The organism is Pseudomonas sp. UBA4194 (genome assembly GCF_002379585.1).
Classification (GTDB): Bacteria; Pseudomonadota; Gammaproteobacteria; order Pseudomonadales; family Pseudomonadaceae; genus Aquipseudomonas.
On sequence record NZ_DFUE01000084.1, the window covers coordinates 119,625 to 141,017 of the forward strand.

A 21,393-nucleotide genomic window follows, 5' to 3' on the forward strand; every position below is an offset into this window, starting at 1 on the left:
CTATAGTGGTGTCGACTGCCCCTGCGCGGGCACCCACACCACACTCCCCAGGCTCACAGGAACCCCCTTCAATGTCCCGCCCCTCACAAGAGCCCGCCAGCGAACTGATCCGTGGCAACGACGCACGTAGCGCCGACCGCTGGGCGTTGCCCAGCTTCGACCCCTACGTGCCGGAGCCGGAACCCGAGCCCGAGCCCGTCGAGGAAGTCGAGGAGGTGCCGCTGGACGAAGTCCAGCCGCTGACCCTGGAAGAACTCGAAGCGATCCGCCAGGAAGCCTACAACGAAGGCTTCGCTACCGGCGAGAAGGAAGGCTTCCACAGCACCCAGCTCAAGGTCCGTCAGGAGGCCGAGACGGCGTTGGCCGCGCAGGTCGCGCAGCTGGACCGGCTGATGGGCCATCTGCTGGTGCCGATTGCCGAGCAGGATAACCAGATCGAGAAATCCCTGGTGGAGCTGGTTGGTCATATTGCCCGGCAGGTCATCCGCCGCGAACTGGTCACCGATTCGAGCCAGATCGAGAAAGTCCTGCGCGAAGCCCTGAAGCTGCTGCCCATGGGGGCCAACAACATTCGTATCTTCATCAATCCGCAGGATTTCGAGCAGATCAAATCCCTACGCGAGAAGCATGAAGAAAACTGGCGTATTCAGGAAGACGATGCCTTGCAGCCGGGTGGCTGCCGCATCGAGACCGAACACAGCCGCATCGATGCCAGCATGGAAACCCGTATCACCCAGGCCATCGCGCAACTGTTCGACCAACTGCACGAGCAGGGCCTGCACCCGGCCGAGGCGGACGTCAAGGTCGACCTGAGCCAGCCCGATGAAGCTTGAGCGCACCAGCTTCGTCAAGCGCCTGGGTACTTATGTGCCGGCGATCGACCTGCCGCGCCAGCCGATCGTCGAGGGACGCCTGCTGCGCATGGTCGGCCTGACCCTGGAAGCCGAAGGCTTGCGCGCCGCCATGGGCAGCCGCTGCGTGGTGATCAATGACGACAGCGATCAGCCCGTGCAGGTGGAAGCCGAGGTGATGGGCTTCTCCGGCAGCAAGATCTACCTCATGCCGGTGGGCAGCGTCAGCGGTATTGCCCCGGGCGCCCGGGTGGTGCCCCTGGCCGACACCGGTCGCTTGCCCATGGGCATGAGCATGCTGGGCCGCATTCTCGACGGCGCCGGCCGTGCCCTGGATGGCAAGGGCGGCATGAAGGCCGAGGACTGGGTGCCCATGGACGGTCCCACCATCAACCCGCTCAAGCGCGACCCCATCAGCCAGCCGCTGGACGTGGGCATTCGCAGCATCAACGGTCTGCTCACGGTTGGCCGTGGCCAGCGCCTGGGCCTGTTCGCCGGTACCGGGGTGGGCAAGAGTGTGCTGCTGGGCATGATGACCCGCTTTACCGAGGCCGACATCATTGTGGTGGGCCTGATCGGCGAACGGGGCCGCGAGGTGAAAGAGTTCATCGAGCACACCCTGGGTGAAGAAGGCCTGCGTCGTTCGGTGGTGGTGGCATCCCCAGCCGACGAGGCGCCATTGATGCGCCTGCGCGCGGCCATGTACTGCACCCGCATTGCCGAATACTTTCGCGACAAGGGCAAGAATGTCCTGTTGCTGATGGACTCCCTGACCCGATTCGCCCAGGCCCAGCGGGAAATCGCCCTGGCCATCGGTGAACCGCCGGCGACCAAGGGCTATCCGCCTTCGGTGTTCGCCAAGCTGCCCAAGCTGGTGGAACGGGCCGGTAACGCCGAGGCCGGTGGCGGCTCCATCACTGCGTTCTACACGGTGCTGTCCGAAGGTGATGACCAGCAGGACCCGATTGCCGACTCCGCGCGAGGCGTCCTCGACGGCCATATCGTGCTGTCGCGGCGATTGGCGGAGGAGGGGCATTACCCGGCCATCGACATCGAGGCGTCCATCAGCCGGGTCATGCCCAGCGTGGTCAGCCCGCAGCATTTGGGCCAGGCCCAGCAATTCAAGCAGTTGTGGTCGCGCTATCAACAGAGTCGCGACCTGATCAGCGTGGGCGCCTACGTGGCCGGTGGCGACCGGGAAACCGACCTGGCCATCGCCTTGCAGCCGCAACTGGTGCGTTACCTGCGCCAGGGCCTGAACGACAACGAAAGCCTGCAGGCCAGTGCCGAGCGCCTGGCGGCGGTGTTCACGCCTGTGGCGCCGGGGTAACCGCCCATGGCCATGAGTCGAGCGGCGCGCCTGGCGCCCGTAGTGGAAATGGCCGAAAGCACAGAGCGCAAGGCTGCCCAGCGCCTGGGGCATTTTCAGGGGCAGGTGAACCTGGCCGAAGCCAAGCTGGCGGAACTGGAACGCTTTCGCAACGACTACCAGCAGCAGTGGATCAACAACGGCAGCCGCGGCGTTTCCGGGCAATGGCTGATGAACTACCAGCGGTTTCTCAATCAATTGGAGACCGCGGTGGGGCAGCAGCGTCAGAGCCTCACCTGGCACCAGAACAACCTAAACAATGCCCGTGGCGTATGGCAGCAGGCCTATGCGCGGGTGGAGGGCCTGCGCAAGCTGGTGCAGCGCTACATGCTTGAAGCCCGGCAGTTGGAAGATAAGCGCGAACAGCGCCTGCTCGACGAGTTGTCGCAACGCTTGCCGCGGCATGATCTGTAGCCTGTAGGAGCGGCGTAAAGCCGCGAAGAGGCCCGCACTGCCACCCCCAAACCCCACCCTCGTCAGATTTTTGTCAGCAACCTGTTGCCCCCTCCGCGCGGCAATGCTAAACCTTGCGTGCACTGCCTCATTCATGGAGCCTTTCTACATGGCTGTAACCAAAGCGTTTTCCGCTGAACACAAAACCCTCACCGTAGATATCTCCGGCCGTTTCGATTTCGCTTCGCATCAGGATTTTCGCAACGCGTACGAGGGCGTCGCCGAGCCGAAGTCGAGCGCCTACGTGATCAACCTCAAGGACGCGACCTACATGGACAGCTCCGCGCTGGGCATGCTCTTGCTGCTGCGTGATCATGCCGGTGGCGACAACGCCCGTATCACGCTGAAAAACGCCAACCCCGACGTGCGCAAGATCCTGGCGATCTCCAACTTCGACAAACTGTTCACCATCGAATGAATCAACCGGTGGACGAACCGCTGACGGTATTGATCGCCGACGACAACATGACCGATCGCATGCTGCTCTCCAGCATCGTGCGTCGTCAGGGGCATTCGGTGCTGACCGCCGGCAATGGCCAGGAAGCTGTCGAAGTCTTTCGTCAGCAGCGCCCGCAACTGGTGCTGCTCGACGCCATGATGCCGGTGATGGACGGTTTCGAGGCCGCCCGCCAGATCAAGCAACTGGCGGGCGAGGCATTGGTCCCGGTGATCTTTCTCACCTCCCTGACCGAGGAGCAGGCGCTGGTGCGCTGCCTGGATGCGGGGGGTGACGATTTCCTCGCCAAGCCCTACAACCAGGTGATTCTGGCCGCCAAGATCAAGGCCATGGATCGCCTGCGTCGCCTGCAGGCCACTGTGCTGGAGCAGCGCGACCAGATCGCCCGACACCATGGCTACCTGCTCAACGAGCAGCGGGTGGCCAAGGCCGTGTTCGACCAGATTGCCCACTCCGGCTGCCTCGACGCGGCGAACATTCGCTACCTGCAATCGCCCTACGCGCTGTTCAATGGCGACCTGTTGCTGGCGGCCTACACGCCGTCCGGCGACATGCACGTGCTGCTGGGGGATTTTACCGGGCACGGCTTGCCTGCGGCAGTGGGGGCCATGCCCCTGGCCGAAGTGTTCTACGGCATGACCGCCAAGGGCTACGGCCTGACGGAAATCCTCCGTGAGATGAACGCCAAGCTCAAACGCATCCTGCCGGTGGACATGTTCTGCTGCGCGACCATGCTGTGCCTGAGCTTTCAGCGCCGTACCGTGGAGGTGTGGAACGGCGGCATGCCGGACGGTTACGTCAATCGTCAGGGCAGCGGCGAGCGCGTGGCGCTGGTGTCCCGGCACCTGCCGCTGGGGGTATTGCCGGCCGCGCAGTTTCGCGACGACACGGAAGTCTGGCCGATGGCGCTGGGCGATCGAGTGCTGCTGTTGTCCGACGGGGTGATCGAAACCAGCAACGCCGAGGAGCAGTTCTTTGGCGTGGAACGCCTGGAAGGCGTGTTCGAGCGCAACCGCGACGCCGCCAGCCTGTTCGAGGAAATGCTCCAGGCCCTGCAGGATTTTCGCGGCGAGTCGCGCGACGACGTCAGCATGGTGCAATTGGCCATGGTCGAGCCTGAACTGCTTGGGCCGGCCCACCTGATCTACTCCGACAGCGGTCAATCCAGTCCGCTGGACTGGTCGGCCAGCTTCGAATTTCGCGCCGACACCCTCAAACGCTTCAATCCGCTGCCCTATCTGCTGCAACTGCTTCAGGAGATCCACGGCCTGCGCGCACAGAGCGGTCAGCTGTACAGCGTGCTGGCCGAGCTCTACTCCAATGCCCTGGAACATGGGGTACTGGGCCTGGATTCGGCACTCAAGCGCGACGCCTTGGGCTTCGCCAGCTACTATGAGCAACGCAACAGTCGACTGCTGGCCTTGGCGGATGGTTATGTGCGGCTACACTTGCAGGTAACCCCGGAGGGCGGTGGTGGCCGGCTGACGATCAGTGTCGAAGACAGCGGCAAGGGTTTCGATGCCAGACGCGTGCTGGACCGGCCACCGGCAGAGCGGGGTCTGGCCGGCCGCGGCCTCAGCCTGATTCAGCAACTGAGCCATTGCGCCAGCTGGTCCGACGACGGTCGTCGTGCCCAGGTGGAATTTACCTGGGAGGCTCAAGCATAATTGGCTTGATCAAGGAGTGAACAAGTGGCTACCGAACAACTGGACAAACCTCACGTGGACCCCAACGTACTCGATGCCTTGCAAGAGGTCATGGAGGACGAATACCCCCTGCTGCTGGATACCTTTCTCAGCGACTCACAGGCGCGCCTCAGCGAACTGCACGAAGCCCGCGACCCGCTGGCGTTGGGTCATGCGGCCCACAGTTTCAAAGGCAGCAGCAGCAACATGGGCGCAGTGCAGCTGGCAGAACTGTGCCGCGAGCTTGAAGAGCGCGCTCGCCAGTCCGCGCTCGCCGGTGTCGAAGACCTGATCAGCCGCATCGATCGCGAGTTCGCCACCGTGTACAAACTCTACAGCGACGAGCGCCAACGCTTCACCGGCTGAAGCTGGCCCGTTCCTTGCTTTCTCCCTGACATCAGCGTTTACGCCACCGCGTCGGGGAGCACTTTCATGGCTGTCGCTACAAATCCCTTATTGCAACTGGGCACTGCCGCCAAGGCGCAGTCTGCCACTGCCAGCGCCTTGACCAAGGCGCCGCAGCCCAGCAATGACACGTCTTCCAGCTTTGCCAACGTGTACGCCAGGCAGGGTGCCGACGTGCCGGTCAAAGCCGATACGGTAATCAAGTCGAGCAAGGACAAGGTCCCGGTTGCGAACGACAAGGTAGTGGCCGGCGACAAGAAAGAGGCACCTGCCAAGTCGGCCGTTGCCGATAGCGGCAAGAAATTGCCAGTCGACAAGGCCGATAAAGCCGACAAGGCGGCCAAGGCTGACAGCACCGACAGCGACGACGATACCAGCGTGGCCGAAGCGAATGGGCAGGGCGACGATACGTTGGCCGTTACGCCTGTTGCCGATCCTGCGATTACTGCCGGCGTCGACCCGTTGGCGGGGCAGCCACTGGTCGAGCCCCCGCTCGCCGCGATGGTTGCAACGCCTGCGCCTGCTCCTGCGACCGAAGAAGCGCCGACCGGCGACTTCGATCCCAGCAAGGATGTACTCGCTGATCTGCCGGCCGTGCGCCTGGCCCTGGAGCACAGCGCCAAGGCCAACGGTACGACGTCGGCACACGCCAGCAAAACGCCTGACGGCCAGGCTCAGGCGGCAACCGACATGGGCACCGACGCCAACCTGGTCAACGGCTTGGCGGCGACGCTGGAGAAGGACAAGGCCGGGACTTCGGGGGAGGGCGGTGATCAGGCGTTTGCCGGGTTGATAGATGACGGTCTTCAGGACCTCAAGGGTGCGTCCAGCGATACGCGCGTCGATGACTTCGCCAACCGCCTGCAACATCTGACCCAGGCTGCCACAGCCAAGACCGCCAACGCAGTGCCGGTGGCTACGCCGCTGAACCAGCCGTTGTCCATGCAGCAGTCGGGCTGGACCGAGGGCTTGGTCAATCGGGTCATGTACCTGTCCAGCCAGAACCTGAAGTCGGCCGACATCCAGTTGAACCCGGCCGAGTTGGGTCGTCTGGACATCCGCGTGGACATGACCCCGGACCAGCAGACCCAGGTGACCTTCAGCAGCGCCCATATCGGCGTCCGTGAAGCCCTGGAAAGCCAACAGAGCAGGCTCAAGGAGATGTTCACCCAGCAGGGCATGGGGCAGCTCGATGTCAACGTGTCCGACCAGTCGCGTCAGCAGGCCGAGCAGCAGGCCCAGCAAGCGCGGCAGACGGCCAGCAGTGGGCGACGGGGAGATTCGAGTAGCGATGACGCCGATCCGGTAGCCGCCGCTGCGGTACAGCCGGTGGCACCGAGTGTGGTGCTGGGCAGCAGCGCGGTGGATTACTACGCCTGACCCAAGACTGCAACGCAGCCTCCCGCGACACACTTCTGGCACAACCCTTGCTCAATCCTCACCAGAGACAGGTATACCCTCCTATGGTGACGGATTATTGGCATGGCGAAGACTGAAGAAGTAAAAGACCCCGCAACCACAGCAGGCAAAGGCAAATTGAAGATGATCATCCTGATCGTCGTCGGCTTGCTGTTGGCCATCGGCTTGTCCGTGGGCGCAACCTGGTACTTCATGAACAAGTCGGCGAGCAAGCCTGCTGAAGAAACCCCTGCCGCCGCCGGCAATGTGAAGGCGCCGGCAATCTATGAGCCACTTGCCCCGGCTTTTGTGGTCAACTTCAAACAGAACACCCGTGATCGCTACATGCAGGTCAGTATCGTTCTGCAGGCGCGGGACAAGGCCGACATGGAAGCGCTGAAGGTGCATATGCCGGTGATCCGCAATAACCTGGTGATGTTGTTCTCCGGGCAGACCTTTGACACCCTGGCCACGCCGATCGGCCAGGAGATGCTGCGCCAGAAGGCAACGGCCAGCGTGCAGGAAGTGGCGCAGAAAGAAGTGGGCAAGCCGGTCATCGACCAGGTGCTCTTCACTAACTTCGTATTGCAGTAGGAACACGACATGGCCGTGCAGGACCTGCTGTCCCAGGACGAGATCGACGCGCTGCTGCACGGCGTCGATGACGGCCTGGTACAAACCGACAGCGCCGGCGAGCCCGGCAGTGTCAAAAGTTACGACCTGACCAGCCAGGACCGCATCGTGCGGGGGCGCATGCCGACCCTGGAAATGATCAACGAACGCTTTGCCCGCTACACCCGCATCAGCATGTTCAACCTGCTGCGCCGTTCGGCGGACGTGGCGGTGGGCGGTGTACAGGTGATGAAATTCGGCGAGTACGTACATTCGCTGTACGTGCCCACCAGCCTCAACCTGGTGAAGATCAAGCCGCTGCGCGGCACTGGCCTGTTCATTCTCGACGCCAAGCTGGTGTTCAAGCTGGTGGACAACTTCTTTGGCGGCGACGGCCGCCACGCCAAGATCGAGGGCCGCGAATTCACCCCCACCGAGTTGCGCGTGGTGCGCATGGTACTCGACCAGGCCTTCATCGACATGAAGGAGGCCTGGCAGGCGATCATGGAGATGAACTTCGAGTACATCAACTCGGAGGTCAACCCGGCCATGGCCAACATCGTCGGGCCCAGCGAGGCCGTGGTGGTGTCGACCTTCCACATCGAACTCGATGGTGGCGGCGGGGATCTGCACGTGACCATGCCCTACTCGATGATCGAACCTGTGCGCGAGATGCTCGATGCCGGTTTCCAGTCCGACCTGGACGACCAGGACGAGCGCTGGAGCAAGGCATTGCGTGAGGATGTGCTGGATGTGAGCGTGCCGCTGGGGGCAACGGTGGCCCGTCGCCAGCTCAAGCTGCGGGATATTCTCCACATGCAGCCCGGCGATGTGATTCCCATCGAGCTGCCGGACGAACTGATACTGCGCGCCAATGGCGTGCCGTCCTTCAAGGCCAAGCTGGGTTCGCACAAAGGCAACCTGGCTTTGCAAGTGATCGAGCCGATCGAGCGACGCTGATCGGCTTTACCTGATGATAGAGATGCCCGTCGAGGACAACTGATGGCTGACGAACGCGAAACAATTTCTGCCGAAGACCAGGCCCTGGCCGACGAGTGGGCGGCAGCACTGGGCGAATCCGGTGATGCCGGGCAGGACGATATCGACGCCCTTTTGGCGGCCGACAGCAAGCAGTCGCCGAGCTCCACGCGGCTGCCGATGGAAGAGTTCGGCAGCTCGCCAAAACCGGGCAACGGCCCGGTGACCCTGGACGGTCCCAACCTGGACGTGATCCTGGATATCCCGGTGACCATCTCCATGGAAGTCGGCGCTACCGACATCAGCATCCGCAACCTGCTGCAGCTCAACCAGGGCTCGGTGATCGAGCTGGATCGCCTGGCCGGCGAGGCACTTGACGTGCTGGTCAACGGCACCCTGATTGCCCATGGCGAGGTGGTGGTGGTCAACGAGAAGTTCGGCATCCGCCTGACCGACGTGATCAGCCCCAGCGAACGCATCAAGAAGCTGCGCTGATGAGCCGGCTTCTGATGGCGCTGCTGATGTTGCCTTTGGTAGCCGTTGCCGCCCCCGAGGCGGCACCCGCTGTCGCCACTACGGCGGCCACTGGGGGCAGCGGCCTGGCCGGGCAGTTGACGCAGATGGTGCTCGGCCTGCTGGCGGTGGTGGGGCTGATCTTCGTGCTGGCCTGGCTCATGCGCCGTGTGCAGCAGGCCGCACCGCGCGGCGGCCAGGTCATCGACGTGGTCGGCGCCAAGGCGCTTGGCCCGCGGGATCGACTGGTGCTGGTGCAGGTAGGCGAGGAGCAGATACTGATTGGCATCAGTCCGGGCCGCATCACCCCGCTGCACGTGATGAACAAGCCGGTGAACGCTCCGAGCAAGCCGGAACAGACCACGCCCGAATTCGCTCAGCGCCTGATGGAACTGCTGGGCAAGGATCAGAAGGATAAGAAGTGATGGGCGCGTTGCGCATTGTCCTGACGCTGTTGCTGGTGGCCGCAGCCCCGCTGGCCTGGGCCGCCGATCCGTTGCAGATTCCGGCATTGACCATGACCAGCGGCGCCAATGGCCAGCAGGAATACTCGGTCAATCTGCAGATCCTGCTGATCATGACGGCGCTGAGCTTCATTCCGGCGTTCGTCATGCTGATGACCAGCTTCACGCGCATCATCATCGTCTTCTCGATCCTGCGTCAGGCCCTGGGCTTGCAGCAGACACCGTCGAACCAGTTGCTGACCGGCATGGCGCTGTTCCTGACCATGTTCATCATGGCGCCGGTGTTCGACAAGGTGAACCAGCAGGCCTTGCAGCCCTATCTGAACGAATCCCTCAGCGCCCAGGATGCGGTCAGCCGGGCCGAGGGGCCGATCAAGGACTTCATGCTGGCGCAGACCCGGCAGAGTGACCTGGAGCTGTTCATGCGCCTGTCCAAGCGCACCGACATCCCCAGCGCCGATCAGGCCCCGCTGACCATCCTGGTGCCGGCGTTCGTCACCTCGGAGCTGAAAACCGCCTTCCAGATCGGTTTCATGATCTTCATCCCGTTCCTGATCATCGACCTGGTGGTGGCCAGTGTGTTGATGGCCATGGGTATGATGATGCTCTCGCCGCTGATCATTTCCCTGCCGTTCAAGATCATGCTGTTCGTGCTGGTGGATGGCTGGGCGTTGATCATCGGCACCCTGGCAGGGAGTTTCGGCGGTGTTTAGCGTCAGGCCCTGTGCTGAAGATGCGAGCCCGATTGCGGGCAGAGCCCGCTGCCACAGGGTGGCTCGTCGCCGCCCCACAGCCTTTGCAGGAGCGGCGTGCAGCCGCGAACATGTCACCCTGGCCGAACACCGGAGCACACTTCCATGACCCCAGAAGTCGCCGTCGACCTGTTCCGCGAAGCGCTGTGGCTGACCACGGTGATGGTCGCCATCCTGGTGCTGCCCAGCTTGCTGGTAGGCCTGGTCATCGCCATGTTCCAGGCCGCCACCCAGATCAACGAACAGACCCTCAGCTTCCTGCCGCGGCTGCTGATCATGCTGGTCACCCTGATCGTGATCGGTCCATGGATGGTGCGGACCTTCATGGAATACATCACCACCCTGTACACCAACATTCCCCAGGTCATCGGCTGATGCAGCCGCTGCTGCAACTGACCGATGCACAGATCGGCGGCTGGGTGGCCAGTTTCATCCTGCCGTTGTTTCGCATCGCGTCGATGCTGATGACCATGCCGATCTTCGGCACCAAGATGCTGCCTCAGCGCGTGCGCTTGTACCTGGCGGTGGCCATCACCGTGGTCATCGTGCCCGGCCTGCCGCCGGCGCCCACGGTCGATGCCATCAGCGTGCAAGCCTTGTTGCTGGTGGCCGAGCAGATCCTCATCGGCGCCTTGTTCGGCTTCTCGCTGCAGTTCCTGTTCCAGGCCTTCACCGTGGCCGGGCAGATCCTTGCTATCCAGATGGGCATGGGTTTCGCTTCCATGGTCGACCCCACCAACGGCGTGTCGGTGGCAGTGATCGGGCAGTTCTTCACCATGCTGGTGACCCTGGTGTTCCTGGCCATGAACGGGCATCTGGTCATCCTCGAAGTGCTCACCGAAAGCTTCACCACCTTGCCCATCGGTTCCGGCCTGCTGACCGCGCACTTCTGGGACATTGCCCTGCGCATGGGCTGGGTGCTCGCCGCCGGCGTGCTGTTGGTACTGCCGGCCATTGCCGCCTTGCTGGTGGTGAACATCGCCTTCGGCGTGATGACCCGCGCCGCGCCGCAGCTGAACATCTTCTCCATCGGCTTTCCCCTGACCCTGGTGCTGGGCATGTTCATCCTCTGGCTGACCCTGGGCGATATCCTCAACCTCTATCAGCCGCTGGCCACCGATGCCTTGCAATGGCTGCGTGAACTGGCGCGAGCGGAGTAGGCCATGGCCGAAAGCGAAAGCGGTGCCGACAAGTCGGAAGACCCCACGGAGAAACGCAAGAAGGACTCCAGGGAAAAAGGTGAAATTGCGCGCTCCAAGGAGCTCAACACCCTGGCGGTGATGGTCGCCGGCTGTGGCGCCTTGATCGCCTTCGGCGGGCACCTGGCCGAAACCCTGCTGCAACTGATGCGCAGCAACTTCACCCTGAGCCGCGAGGTGTTGCTGGACGAGCGCTACATGGGCATCTTCCTGCTGCAGTCGGGCAAATTGGCGATCCTGGCCACCCAGCCGATTCTGGTGACCATGCTCGTCGCCGCCTTGGTGGGGCCCATCGCCCTCGGTGGCTGGCTGTTTGCCGCCGGCTCCATGGCGCCCAAGTTCAGCCGCATGAACCCCGCCGCGGGGCTCAAGCGCATGTTCTCTGCGCACGCCTTGACCGAGCTGCTCAAGGCCTTGGCCAAGTTCGCCATCATTCTTATCGTGGCGATCGTGGTGCTGGCCAAGGATCGCGCCGACCTGCTGGCCATCGCCCATGAGCCCATGGAGATGGCCATCATCCACAGCGTGCAACTGGTGGGCTGGAGCGCGTTGTGGATGTCTTGCGGGTTGGCCTTGATTGCGGCAGTGGATGTGCCGTTCCAGCTTTACAGCAGCAAGCAGAAGCTGATGATGACCAAGCAGGAGGTCAAGGACGAGCACAAGGATTCCGAGGGTCGGCCGGAGGTCAAGGGGCGCATTCGTCAGTTGCAGCGCGAGATGTCCCAGCGCCGCATGATGACGGCCATCCCTGAAGCCGACGTGATCATCACCAACCCGACCCACTACGCCGTGGCGCTCAAGTACGACCCGGAGAAGGGCAGTGCGCCAGTGCTGCTGGCCAAGGGCTCGGACTTCGTGGCGCTGAAGATCCGCGAGATCGGCAACCAGCATCAGATCCAGATCCTGGAATCGCCGGCCCTCGCACGGTCGATCTTCTATTCCACGGAGCTGGAGCATCAGATCCCGGCCGGTCTGTACCTGGCGGTGGCCCAGGTGTTGGCCTATGTGTACCAGATTCGCCAGTATCAGGCGGGCCGGGGCAAACGGCCTGATCCGTTGAAGGACTTGCCGATTCCGCCGGATTTGCAGCGTGATAGTTGAGGGTTGAGGGTTGAGGGTTGAGACTTGTGGTGAATGGTCCCCTCACCCCAGCCCTCTCCCTGAGGGAGAGGGAGCCGTACGGTGGTGTTGCGGCTATCGGCGATCCGCTTTTAGCCCCCTCTCCCTCAGGGAGAGGGCTAGGGTGAGGGGACCATCCACCCCATAACCCCAGGAAAAACCCACCCCTCGGCAGCCATCGACCAATCTTTAACCCCACCCCGCAAAAGTTGGACCCCTTCTTGCAATATCCCCTGCAAGGCGCCCGAAGGCGTCAAAAGTTTGCTTGGGGAAGTGGGGAATGTCGGTGGATCGCTCGCAATTAATCAACACCGCTCGCAGCAACATCGTCGGCCTGGGCCGCGGCAACCTCGGGGTGCCGTTGTTGCTGCTGGTGATGCTGGCCATGATGATGCTGCCGATCCCGGCTTTGCTCCTGGACGTGTTCTTCACCTTCAACATCGCCCTGTCCATCGTCGTGCTGCTGGTGTGCGTATACGCCATGCGTCCGTTGGACTTCGCCGTGTTCCCGACCATTCTGCTCGTGGCTACCTTGCTGCGCCTGGCGCTCAACGTGGCGTCCACCCGTGTGATCATGCTCCACGGCCAGGAAGGCCACGCCGCCGCGGGCAAGGTCGTGCAAGCGTTCGGTGAAGTAGTGATCGGTGGTAACTACATCGTCGGTATGGTGGTGTTCGCCATCCTCATGATCATCAACTTCGTGGTGGTGACCAAGGGTGCAGGGCGTATTTCCGAAGTGAGCGCGCGCTTTACCCTCGACGCCATGCCCGGCAAACAAATGGCTATCGATGCCGACCTCAACGCCGGCCTCATCGACCAGGCCCAGGCCAAGGCGCGCCGCAGCGAAGTGGCGGCGGAAGCCGAGTTCTACGGCTCCATGGACGGTGCCAGCAAGTTCGTGCGCGGCGACGCCATAGCCGGTTTGCTGATCCTGTTCATCAACCTCATCGGCGGGATGCTCGTGGGCATGCTGCAGCACGGCATGCCGTTCGCCGAAGCGGGCAAGGTCTACGCGCTGCTGACCATCGGTGACGGCCTGGTGGCACAGTTGCCCTCGCTGCTGCTGTCCACTGCGGCGGCGATCATGGTGACCCGCGCCTCCGGCTCCGAGGAAATGGGCAAGCAGATCCAGCGTCAGATGTTCGCTTCGCCCAAGGCCCTGGCGGTTTCCGGTGCGCTGATGGTGATCATGGGCATGGTGCCCGGCATGCCGCACATTGCCTTCATCACCCTGGGTGCCGTGGCAGGCGGCGCGGCCTACCTGTTGTGGAAGAAGCAGAATCAGGTACAGGTCCAGGCCCTGGCCGAGGTCCAGCGGCAGCAGGAAATGCTGCCGTCGCCGGCCCGCAGCCAGGAAACCAAGGAGCTGGGCTGGGACGACGTCACGCCCATCGACATGATCGGCCTGGAAGTGGGCTATCGTTTGATTCCCCTGGTGGATCGCAACCAGGGTGGTCAGCTGCTGGCGCGGATCAAGGGTGTGCGCAAGAAGCTGTCCCAGGACCTGGGCTTTCTGATGCCGACCGTGCACATTCGCGACAACCTCGATCTGGCCCCGAGTGCCTATCGTCTGACGCTGATGGGCGTGATTCTGGCCGAAGCCGAGATCTACCCGGACCGCGAACTGGCGATCAACCCCGGCCAGGTATTCGGCACGCTCAACGGCATTACCGCCAAGGATCCGGCTTTTGGCCTGGAGGCGGTGTGGATCGACGTCAACACGCGCAGCCAGGCGCAGTCCCTGGGTTACACCGTGGTGGACGCCAGTACCGTAGTCGCCACCCACTTGAATCAGATTCTGCAAAAGCATGCCCACGAGCTCATTGGTCATGAAGAAGTGCAGCAATTGCTGCAAGTACTGGCAAAAGGCTCACCAAAGCTGGCGGAAGAGCTAGTTCCCGGTATCCTGTCGTTGTCCTCGCTGCTCAAAGTGCTGCAGGCGCTACTGGCCGAACAGGTGCCGGTGCGGGACATTCGCAGCATTGCCGAGGCCATCGCCAACAACGCACACAAGAGTCAAGATACCGCCGCGCTGGTCCAGGCCGTACGTGTCGGTTTGTCCCGCGCCATCGTGCAAAGCATTGTAGGCGTTGAGTCCGAGCTGCCAGTTATCACGCTGGAGCCAAGGTTGGAACAGATATTGCTCAATAGTCTGCAGAAGGCAGGAATGGGCCAAGAAGAAGGCGTTTTGCTGGAGCCGAGCATGGCCGAGAAGTTGCAGCGTTCGTTGATCGACGCTGCCCAGCGCCAGGAAATGCAAGGCCAGCCAGTGATCCTGCTGGTGGCCGGGCCGGTTCGGGCGATGCTCTCGCGGTTCGGGCGTTTGGCGGTTCCCAATCTGCATGTGCTGGCGTATCAGGAAATACCTGATAACAAACAAGTTACTATCGTTGCGACAGTAGGGCCCAACGGCTGAGGTAGTGGGTTATGCAAGTTAAGCGTTTTTTCGCCGCCGATATGCGTCAGGCCATGAAGCTGGTCCGCGATGAGCTGGGCGCCGATGCCGCTATCATTGGCAACCGCCGGATTGCTGGCGGTGTCGAGCTGACTGCTGCGCTGGACTACAAATTGTCGGCTCTGGCGCCACGCGTGCCCAACGTCGAGCTGGAAGACGAACTGCGCAAGACCCAGTCGCGCATCGTTTCCGCCCAGGCCGAGCTGAGCACTCGCAGCGACGCCGATGCGACCACCAATCGCCAACTGTTCGCCGGCCTGCCGTTGACCGCCGCCGAGCCGTTGGCCGAGCCGCGCCACGAAGAACCTGCACGCCCGCAACCGGCACCAGTGGCCGCGCCTGCGGTCGATCAGCGTCTGTTCGATTCGATGCGTGCCGAACTCAATGGCCTGCGCGAACTGCTGGAAGTGCAACTCGGCTCCCTGGCCTGGACGCAGCTGCAAGGCAGCCAACCGGCCCAGGCCAACCTGTGGCGCCGCCTGCAACGCATCGGCCTGTCCGGCCCGATCGCCCATGAACTGCTGGCGCTGACCCGGGAGATTCGCGAACCTCGTCAGGCGTGGCGCATGCTGCTGGCTCACCTGGCGCGGATGATCAAAACCCCGGAAGTCGAGCCGCTCGAAGAAGGCGGTGTGATTGCCATGGTCGGCCCTGCCGGCATGGGCAAGACCACCACGCTGGCCAAGCTGGCAGCGCGGTACGTGTTGAAGTACGGCTCGCAGAGCGTAGCGCTGGTGAGCATGGACAGCTTCCGTATCGGTGCTCAGGAGCAACTCAAGACCCTGGGGCGTATCCTCAATGTCTCCGTGACTCAGGTCGATCCTGGCCAGTCGCTGGTGCAGGCCCTCGAACCCCTGCTGCGCAAGCGCGTCGTGCTGATCGACACGGCTGGCCTGCAAGCCAGCGATCCGGCCTTGCGCATGCAACTGGAAAGCCTGGCAGGGCGCGGCATCAATGCGCGCAACTATCTGGTCCTGGCCACAACCAGCCAGAAACAGGTGCTCACTGCCGCCTACCACAGCTACAAGCGCTGCGGACTGGCAGGGTGCATTTTGACCAAACTCGATGAAACGGCTTGTCTCGGCGAAGTGCTGAGCCTGGCCATCAGTCACGAATTGCCGATTGCCTATCTCACCGATGGGCCGCGCATTCCTGACGATTTACATTTGCCACGCCGACACCAACTGGTAAGTCGTGCCGTCAGCGTGCAAATGCAGGAGGAGCCCAGCGAAGAGGCCATGGCCGATATGTTCGCTGATCTCTACCACAGCCCTAACAAAAGAGTTGGCTGAGGTGAGGAACGTTATGCAATCACAAACTTCCTGCGTTGCGTGTCTGCCAGGGAATGTTCGCTTGCGCGAACTGGCAGCCATCGATGTAGCCTCGGTCTAGACAAGGTAAAGAACGAACATGGGCAGCATGCATCCCGTACAGGTGATCGCGGTGACCGGCGGCAAGGGTGGCGTCGGCAAGACTAATGTGTCAGTGAACTTGTCTCTGGCGTTGGCCGAGCTTGGCCGCAGGGTCATGCTGCTGGACGCCGACCTGGGTCTGGCCAACGTCGACGTTTTGCTGGGGCTTACGCCCAAGCGCACCCTGGCCGACGTCATCGAAGGCCGCTGCGAGCTGCGCGACGTGATGTTGCAAGGCCCTGGCGGCGTGCGCATCGTGCCGGCAGCCTCGGGCACCCAGAGCATGGTGCACCTCTCGCCGGCGCAGCACGCAGGCTTGATCCAGGCCTTCAGCGACGTGGGTGACAACCTCGACGTGCTGATCATCGATACCGCCGCCGGTATCGGCGATTCGGTGGTCAGCTTCGTGCGCGCCGCCCAGGAAGTGTTGCTGGTGGTGTGCGACGAGCCGACCTCGATCACCGACGCCTACGCCTTGATCAAGCTGCTCAACCGCGACTACGGCATGAACAGGTTCCGCGTGCTGGCCAACATGGCTCAGAGCCCGCAGGAAGGACGCAACCTGTTCGCCAAGCTGACCAAGGTCACCGACCGTTTCCTCGACGTCGCCCTGCAATACGTGGGTGCCGTGCCGTACGACGAATCCGTGCGCAAGGCCGTGCAGAAGCAGCGCGCCGTGTACGAAGCCTTTCCTCGCTCCAAGTGCTCCCTGGCCTTCAAGGCCATTGCACAGAAGGTCGACACCTGGCCGCTGCCCGCCAATCCGCGTGGCCACCTGGAGTTCTTCGTCGAGCGGTTGGTTCAGCAAACCAGTGCAGGGCCCGTATCATGAGCGCCAGCGGATATCGTATGTACAGCAAGGCCTCGCGTGACTCGCAGCAGTACCAGCTCATCGAGCAGTACGCGCCGCTGGTCAAGCGCATTGCCTACCACTTGCTGGCGCGTCTGCCCGCCAGTGTGCAGGTCGAAGACCTGATCCAGGCCGGCATGATCGGCCTGCTCGAAGTGTCGACCAAGTACGACTCGAGCAAGGGTGCCAGTTTCGAGACCTATGCCGGTATCCGTATCCGCGGCGCCATGCTCGATGAAGTGCGCAAAGGTGACTGGGCACCGCGTTCGGTGCATCGCAATACGCGCATGGTCAGCGACGCGATTCGCTCGATTGAGTCAAAAACCGGTCGCGACGCTAAAGATCACGAGATTGCGGCCGAACTCAAGTTGAGTCTCGATGATTACTACGGGATCTTGAACGATACCCTGGGCAGCCGCTTGTTCAGTTTCGACGACCTTTTGCAGGACGGCGAGCACGAAGGGCTGCACGAAGACGGCGCCAGCGGTTCGCTGGAACCCTCGCGGGACCTGGAAGACGAGCGTTTTCAGGCGGCGCTGGCCGAGGCCATCGCCAATCTGCCGGATCGCGAGAAACTGGTGCTGTCGCTGTATTACGACGAAGAGTTGAACCTCAAGGAAATTGGTGAGGTTCTGGGGGTCAGCGAGTCACGCGTGAGCCAGTTGCACAGCCAATGCGCGGCGCGCTTGCGCGGTCGCCTGGGGGAGTGGCGGGCGCGTTGATTGGCGTTGTCGGGGCTGGCGCTATCGCGGGCAGCGCCCGCTCCCACAGGGGGTGTGAGTCATGCCTCGGTGGGAGTGGGCTCTGCCCGCGATAGCGCCGGTCCTGACAAAGCACGAATCCGATCTGCAGTAGCAAGTGAGCCAACCGAATTTGATTGTTATGCACGCCCAGGGGCTGGGCGTGTTCAAGACTGCTGGAGGTCTACTAATTGGACAAGAACATGAAAATCCTCATCGTCGACGACTTCTCGACGATGCGGCGGATCATCAAGAACCTGCTGCGCGATCTGGGTTTCACCAACACGGCTGAAGCCGATGATGGCAACACTGCGCTGCCGATGCTGCACAGCGGCAACTTCGACTTCCTGGTCACCGACTGGAACATGCCCGGCATGTCCGGGATCGACCTGCTGCGCCAGGTGCGTGCCGACGACCGCCTCAAGCACCTGCCGGTGCTGATGGTGACCGCCGAAGCCAAGCGCGAGCAGATCATCGAAGCCGCCCAGGCCGGCGTTAATGGCTATGTGGTCAAGCCTTTCACTGCGCAAGTACTGAAAGAAAAGATCGAGAAGATTTTCGAGCGCGTCAATAGCTGATCTTCGCCACGGGGGCGCAATGGACCATCAACAAAACTCCTTGGGCGACTTTGAGTCGACCCTGAAGAAACACGCCGTGGAGTTGGTCGACAGCCTCGAAAAAGGCAAGTTCGGCGAGGCGGTGCAGCTGATCCATGAGCTGAACCAGACCCGTGACCGCGGGCTGTACCAGGAAGTGGGCAAACTGACCCGCGAACTGCACAGCGCCATCGTCAGCTTCCAGATCGACCCGCACATGCCGCAGGCCGAGGAGGTGTCGCAGATTACCGACGCCACCGAGCGACTCTCCTATGTGGTGCGCCTGACCGAGAATGCGGCCAACCGCACCATGGACCTGGTGGAGCAGAGCACCCCGGTACTCAACGAGCTGAGCAGCGAAGCCCAGGCCTTGAGCGTGGACTGGCAGCGCTTCATGCGTCGCGAAATTGCCGCAGACGAGTTCCGCGAACTGGCGCGTCGGGTCGATACCTTCCTGACCCGCAGCGAGCAGGGCAACCGCGAGGTGTCCGCACACATGAACGACATTCTGCTGGCTCAGGATTACCAGGACCTGACCGGTCAGGTCATCAAGCGCGTCACTGCGCTGGTGACCGAAGTGGAAAGCAACCTGCTCAAACTGGTGCTCATGGCCAGCCAGGTAGACCGCTTTGCCGGCATCGAACATGACCACAACAAGCTGCGTGCGGAAAAAGATCAAGAAAAACATCCGACTCGGGGTGAAGGTCCGCAGATTCATGCCGATAAACGGGAAGACGTCGTATCCGGTCAGGACGATGTCGACGATCTGCTGTCCAGTCTGGGCTTCTAGGCCAACGCGCCACGCCTGACTGTGTTGACCGTTAACAACGTACTCCAGGGAGCATCCACATGAGCTTCGGCGCCGACGAAGAAATCCTTCAGGATTTCCTGGTAGAGGCCGGCGAAATTCTCGAGCAACTGTCCGAACAACTGGTCGAGCTGGAAAGCCGACCCGATGATGCCGACCTGCTCAATGCAATTTTTCGCGGTTTTCACACTGTAAAAGGGGGCGCCGGCTTCCTCCAGCTCAACGAGCTGGTGGAATGCTGCCACATCGCCGAAAACGTCTTCGACATCTTGCGCAAAGGCGAGCGTCGGGTCGATTCCGAGCTGATGGACGTGGTCCTCGAAGCGCTGGATGCAGTCAATGGCATGTTCGCCGAAGTGCGCGAGCGCACTGACGTTACGCCTGCCAGTCCACAATTGCTGGAAGCCCTGGCGCGCCTGGCCGAGCCGGCTTCGGCCGAGGCTCCCGCGCCGGCGGTGGCGCCTGCTGCACCGGTGGTGCAGGCGCCTGAAGCGGCGTCCGACGACGACATCACCGACAGCGAGTTCGAAGCGCTGCTGGATTCCCTGAACGCGGTCAAGGCCCAGGCCAATGCGCCGGTGGCACCGAGCGAAGCGGTGGCGCCCGCCAGCGACGAGATCACCGACGCCGAATTCGAATCCCTGCTCGACCAGCTGCATGGCAAAGGCCAGTTCGCCGCCGACGCCGTCAGCCCGGTGGCCAAGCCCCCGGTCACTGACAGCACTGCGCCGAGCGACGAGATCACCGACGACGAGTTCGAGGCATTGCTCGATCAGTTGCACGGCAAAGGCACGTTTACCGCCGATGCGGTGAAAGCCGAAACGCCAGCGGTGGCCGTACCCACCACGCCGGCCGCAGGTGCCAGCGACCTGATCACCGACGACGAATTCGAATCCCTGCTCGATGAACTGCACGGCAAGGGCAAGTTCTCCGAAGTCGCCAGCGAGGCGGCAGTCGTCGTCGCGCCGGCGCCTGCGGCCGCCAAGGCCGCTGCGCCTGCCGCGACACCTGCACCTGTGCGCAAGCCCGAGCCGGCTCCGGCACGCGCCCCGGCCGCCGACAAGCCTGCGGCTACCGAGGCCGAGACCACCGTGCGCGTCGACACCGCGCGGTTGGACGAGATCATGAACATGGTCGGCGAACTGGTGCTGGTGCGTAACCGCCTGGTGCGCCTGGGTGCCAACAGTGGCGACGAAGCCATGTCCAAGGCCGTGTCCAACCTGGATGTGGTGACCGCCGATCTGCAGACCGCGGTGATGAAGACCCGCATGCAGCCGATCAAGAAAGTCTTCGGCCGCTTCCCACGCCTGGTCCGCGACCTGGCGCGGCAGTTGAAGAAAGAGATCAACCTGGAGTTGGTGGGCGAAGAGACCGATCTGGACAAGAACCTGGTCGAGGCCCTCGCCGACCCGCTGGTGCACTTGGTGCGCAACGCGGTTGACCACGGCATCGAGACCCCGGAAGAACGTGAAGCCTCGGGCAAGTCCCGCGGTGGTCGCGTGGTGTTGTCGGCCGAGCAGGAAGGTGACCATATCCTCTTGTCGATCAGCGATGACGGCAAGGGCATGGACCCCAACGTCCTGCGCGCCAAGGCCGTGGAAAAGGGCCTGATGGACAAGGACGCCGCCGATCGCCTGAGCGAATCGGACTGCTACAACCTGATCTTCGCCCCAGGCTTTTCCACCAAGACCGAGATCTCCGATGTGTCCGGCCGCGGCGTCGGCATGGACGTGGTCAAGACCAAGATCGCGCAGCTCAACGGCTCGATCAATATCTACTCCGCCAAGGGCCAGGGGTCGAAGATTGTCATCAAGGTGCCGTTGACCTTGGCAATCATGCCGACCCTGATGGTGATGCTGGGCAACCAGGCGTTCGCCTTCCCGCTGGTCAACGTCAACGAGATCTTCCACCTGGACCTGTCGCGCACCAACGTGGTCGACGGTCAAGAGGTGGTCATCGTGCGCGACAAGGCGCTGCCATTGTTCTACCTCAAGCGCTGGCTGGTCAGTTCGGCCGCCCATGAGGAGCAGCGCGAAGGCCATGTGGTGATCCTCTCCGTGGGCACCCAGCGTATCGGCTTCGTGGTCGATCAACTGGTGGGCCAGGAAGAAGTGGTGATCAAGCCATTGGGCAAGATGCTCCAGGGCACCCCGGGCATGTCCGGCGCGACCATCACCGGGGACGGGCGCATCGCGCTGATTCTCGATGTACCGAGCATGCTCAAGCGCTACGCCGCGCGGCGTATCTGATGTCGACGGCGTCTCGTGCGCCGTCTAA

22 protein-coding genes are annotated in these 21,393 nt (G+C 62.6%); all 22 read left to right on the forward strand.

Annotated elements, in window-relative coordinates; translation table 11 throughout:
- The first annotated feature begins 71 nt into the window (after window positions 1-71).
- Entirely contained in the window at window positions 72-833 is a 762-nt protein-coding gene (gene fliH, locus B3397_RS20410; RefSeq protein ID WP_296253552.1) for a flagellar assembly protein FliH, read from the forward strand.
- Window positions 823-2,181 carry a flagellar protein export ATPase FliI gene (fliI, locus tag B3397_RS20415; RefSeq protein ID WP_296253554.1) on the forward strand — a complete coding sequence of 453 codons (1,359 nt, stop codon included), beginning with the start codon at window positions 823-825 and terminating at the stop codon, window positions 2,179-2,181. The genes fliH and fliI overlap by 11 nt, the downstream gene beginning before the upstream one ends.
- A gap of 6 nt (window positions 2,182-2,187) precedes the next feature.
- Complete coding sequence (gene fliJ / locus B3397_RS20420) at window positions 2,188-2,634, forward strand: flagellar export protein FliJ (protein ID WP_296253555.1); 447 nt, start codon at window positions 2,188-2,190, stop codon at window positions 2,632-2,634.
- A gap of 148 nt (window positions 2,635-2,782) precedes the next feature.
- A complete protein-coding gene (locus B3397_RS20425; RefSeq protein ID WP_296253556.1) occupies window positions 2,783-3,091 on the forward strand; it encodes an STAS domain-containing protein in 309 nt (102 codons plus the stop codon).
- Window positions 3,088-4,797, forward strand: coding sequence for an ATP-binding SpoIIE family protein phosphatase (locus B3397_RS20430; protein WP_296253558.1), 1,710 nt, complete (start codon window positions 3,088-3,090; stop codon window positions 4,795-4,797). The genes B3397_RS20425 and B3397_RS20430 overlap by 4 nt, the downstream gene beginning before the upstream one ends.
- Window positions 4,798-4,836: 39 nt before the next feature.
- A complete protein-coding gene (locus B3397_RS20435) occupies window positions 4,837-5,181 on the forward strand; it encodes an Hpt domain-containing protein (RefSeq protein ID WP_296253625.1) in 345 nt (114 codons plus the stop codon).
- A gap of 66 nt (window positions 5,182-5,247) precedes the next feature.
- The gene (locus B3397_RS20440) at window positions 5,248-6,600 is read left to right on the forward strand and encodes a flagellar hook-length control protein FliK (RefSeq protein WP_296253560.1); all 1,353 of its coding nucleotides are present in this window, start codon (window positions 5,248-5,250) and stop codon (window positions 6,598-6,600) included.
- A gap of 102 nt (window positions 6,601-6,702) precedes the next feature.
- Window positions 6,703-7,212 (forward strand): flagellar basal body-associated protein FliL, encoded by a 510-nt coding sequence (fliL, locus tag B3397_RS20445; protein ID WP_296253562.1) that lies wholly within the window; start codon window positions 6,703-6,705, stop codon window positions 7,210-7,212.
- Between the two features lie 9 nt (window positions 7,213-7,221).
- Window positions 7,222-8,190: a flagellar motor switch protein FliM gene (fliM, locus tag B3397_RS20450; protein WP_296253564.1), complete on the forward strand. Its 969-nt coding sequence runs from the start codon at window positions 7,222-7,224 to the stop codon at window positions 8,188-8,190.
- Between the two features lie 42 nt (window positions 8,191-8,232).
- Window positions 8,233-8,703: a flagellar motor switch protein FliN gene (fliN, locus tag B3397_RS20455; RefSeq protein ID WP_296253565.1), complete on the forward strand. Its 471-nt coding sequence runs from the start codon at window positions 8,233-8,235 to the stop codon at window positions 8,701-8,703.
- Window positions 8,703-9,146: a flagellar biosynthetic protein FliO gene (gene fliO / locus B3397_RS20460; protein ID WP_296253567.1), complete on the forward strand. Its 444-nt coding sequence runs from the start codon at window positions 8,703-8,705 to the stop codon at window positions 9,144-9,146. Before fliN ends, fliO begins: the two co-directional genes overlap by 1 nt.
- Window positions 9,146-9,898 (forward strand): flagellar type III secretion system pore protein FliP, encoded by a 753-nt coding sequence (gene fliP, locus B3397_RS20465; RefSeq protein WP_296253569.1) that lies wholly within the window; start codon window positions 9,146-9,148, stop codon window positions 9,896-9,898. Before fliO ends, fliP begins: the two co-directional genes overlap by 1 nt.
- 144 nt (window positions 9,899-10,042) lie before the next feature.
- A complete protein-coding gene (gene fliQ, locus B3397_RS20470) occupies window positions 10,043-10,312 on the forward strand; it encodes a flagellar biosynthesis protein FliQ (RefSeq protein WP_296253571.1) in 270 nt (89 codons plus the stop codon).
- Window positions 10,312-11,097: a flagellar biosynthetic protein FliR gene (fliR, locus tag B3397_RS20475; protein ID WP_296253573.1), complete on the forward strand. Its 786-nt coding sequence runs from the start codon at window positions 10,312-10,314 to the stop codon at window positions 11,095-11,097. Before fliQ ends, fliR begins: the two co-directional genes overlap by 1 nt.
- 3 nt (window positions 11,098-11,100) lie before the next feature.
- Window positions 11,101-12,237: a flagellar biosynthesis protein FlhB gene (flhB, locus tag B3397_RS20480; protein WP_296253576.1), complete on the forward strand. Its 1,137-nt coding sequence runs from the start codon at window positions 11,101-11,103 to the stop codon at window positions 12,235-12,237.
- A 304-nt stretch (window positions 12,238-12,541) separates the two neighbouring features.
- Entirely contained in the window at window positions 12,542-14,671 is a 2,130-nt protein-coding gene (gene flhA / locus B3397_RS20485) for a flagellar biosynthesis protein FlhA (protein ID WP_296253626.1), read from the forward strand.
- Between the two features lie 11 nt (window positions 14,672-14,682).
- On the forward strand, window positions 14,683-16,002 hold the full coding sequence (gene flhF / locus B3397_RS20490; RefSeq protein ID WP_296253578.1) for a flagellar biosynthesis protein FlhF: 1,320 nt from the start codon (window positions 14,683-14,685) through the stop codon (window positions 16,000-16,002).
- A 118-nt stretch (window positions 16,003-16,120) separates the two neighbouring features.
- Window positions 16,121-16,954, forward strand: a complete 834-nt coding sequence (gene fleN, locus B3397_RS20495) for a flagellar synthesis regulator FleN (protein ID WP_296253580.1) — start codon at window positions 16,121-16,123, stop codon at window positions 16,952-16,954.
- The gene (gene fliA, locus B3397_RS20500) at window positions 16,948-17,694 is read left to right on the forward strand and encodes an RNA polymerase sigma factor FliA (RefSeq protein ID WP_296253628.1); all 747 of its coding nucleotides are present in this window, start codon (window positions 16,948-16,950) and stop codon (window positions 17,692-17,694) included. Before fleN ends, fliA begins: the two co-directional genes overlap by 7 nt.
- 221 nt (window positions 17,695-17,915) lie before the next feature.
- The gene (locus B3397_RS20505; protein ID WP_090362272.1) at window positions 17,916-18,290 is read left to right on the forward strand and encodes a chemotaxis response regulator CheY; all 375 of its coding nucleotides are present in this window, start codon (window positions 17,916-17,918) and stop codon (window positions 18,288-18,290) included.
- A 19-nt stretch (window positions 18,291-18,309) separates the two neighbouring features.
- Window positions 18,310-19,098 carry a protein phosphatase CheZ gene (locus B3397_RS20510; RefSeq protein ID WP_296253582.1) on the forward strand — a complete coding sequence of 263 codons (789 nt, stop codon included), beginning with the start codon at window positions 18,310-18,312 and terminating at the stop codon, window positions 19,096-19,098.
- A 59-nt stretch (window positions 19,099-19,157) separates the two neighbouring features.
- Window positions 19,158-21,365 carry a chemotaxis protein CheA gene (locus B3397_RS20515; RefSeq protein ID WP_296253584.1) on the forward strand — a complete coding sequence of 736 codons (2,208 nt, stop codon included), beginning with the start codon at window positions 19,158-19,160 and terminating at the stop codon, window positions 21,363-21,365.
- Window positions 21,366-21,393: the final 28 nt, after the last annotated feature.

Excerpts from the sequence above, each read along its gene's own strand:
- fleN (WP_296253580.1), top strand. The coding sequence starts at position 16,121 with ATGGGCAGCATGCATCCCGTACAGGTGATCGCGGTGACCGGCGGCAAG.
- fliP (WP_296253569.1), top strand. The coding sequence starts at position 9,146 with ATGGGCGCGTTGCGCATTGTCCTGACGCTGTTGCTGGTGGCCGCAGCC.
- flhB (WP_296253576.1), top strand. The coding sequence starts at position 11,101 with ATGGCCGAAAGCGAAAGCGGTGCCGACAAGTCGGAAGACCCCACGGAG.
- fliN (WP_296253565.1), top strand. The coding sequence starts at position 8,233 with ATGGCTGACGAACGCGAAACAATTTCTGCCGAAGACCAGGCCCTGGCC.
- B3397_RS20505 (WP_090362272.1), top strand. The coding sequence starts at position 17,916 with ATGAAAATCCTCATCGTCGACGACTTCTCGACGATGCGGCGGATCATC.
- fliL (WP_296253562.1), top strand. The coding sequence starts at position 6,703 with ATGGCGAAGACTGAAGAAGTAAAAGACCCCGCAACCACAGCAGGCAAA.
- B3397_RS20425 (WP_296253556.1), top strand. The coding sequence starts at position 2,783 with ATGGCTGTAACCAAAGCGTTTTCCGCTGAACACAAAACCCTCACCGTA.
- fliI (WP_296253554.1), top strand. The coding sequence starts at position 823 with ATGAAGCTTGAGCGCACCAGCTTCGTCAAGCGCCTGGGTACTTATGTG.
- B3397_RS20430 (WP_296253558.1), top strand. The coding sequence starts at position 3,088 with ATGAATCAACCGGTGGACGAACCGCTGACGGTATTGATCGCCGACGAC.
- B3397_RS20440 (WP_296253560.1), top strand. The coding sequence starts at position 5,248 with ATGGCTGTCGCTACAAATCCCTTATTGCAACTGGGCACTGCCGCCAAG.
- fliR (WP_296253573.1), top strand. The coding sequence starts at position 10,312 with ATGCAGCCGCTGCTGCAACTGACCGATGCACAGATCGGCGGCTGGGTG.
- fliM (WP_296253564.1), top strand. The coding sequence starts at position 7,222 with ATGGCCGTGCAGGACCTGCTGTCCCAGGACGAGATCGACGCGCTGCTG.
- B3397_RS20515 (WP_296253584.1), top strand. The coding sequence starts at position 19,158 with ATGAGCTTCGGCGCCGACGAAGAAATCCTTCAGGATTTCCTGGTAGAG.
- fliO (WP_296253567.1), top strand. The coding sequence starts at position 8,703 with ATGAGCCGGCTTCTGATGGCGCTGCTGATGTTGCCTTTGGTAGCCGTT.
- fliQ (WP_296253571.1), top strand. The coding sequence starts at position 10,043 with ATGACCCCAGAAGTCGCCGTCGACCTGTTCCGCGAAGCGCTGTGGCTG.
- B3397_RS20510 (WP_296253582.1), top strand. The coding sequence starts at position 18,310 with ATGGACCATCAACAAAACTCCTTGGGCGACTTTGAGTCGACCCTGAAG.
- fliJ (WP_296253555.1), top strand. The coding sequence starts at position 2,188 with ATGGCCATGAGTCGAGCGGCGCGCCTGGCGCCCGTAGTGGAAATGGCC.
- flhF (WP_296253578.1), top strand. The coding sequence starts at position 14,683 with ATGCAAGTTAAGCGTTTTTTCGCCGCCGATATGCGTCAGGCCATGAAG.
- fliH (WP_296253552.1), top strand. The coding sequence starts at position 72 with ATGTCCCGCCCCTCACAAGAGCCCGCCAGCGAACTGATCCGTGGCAAC.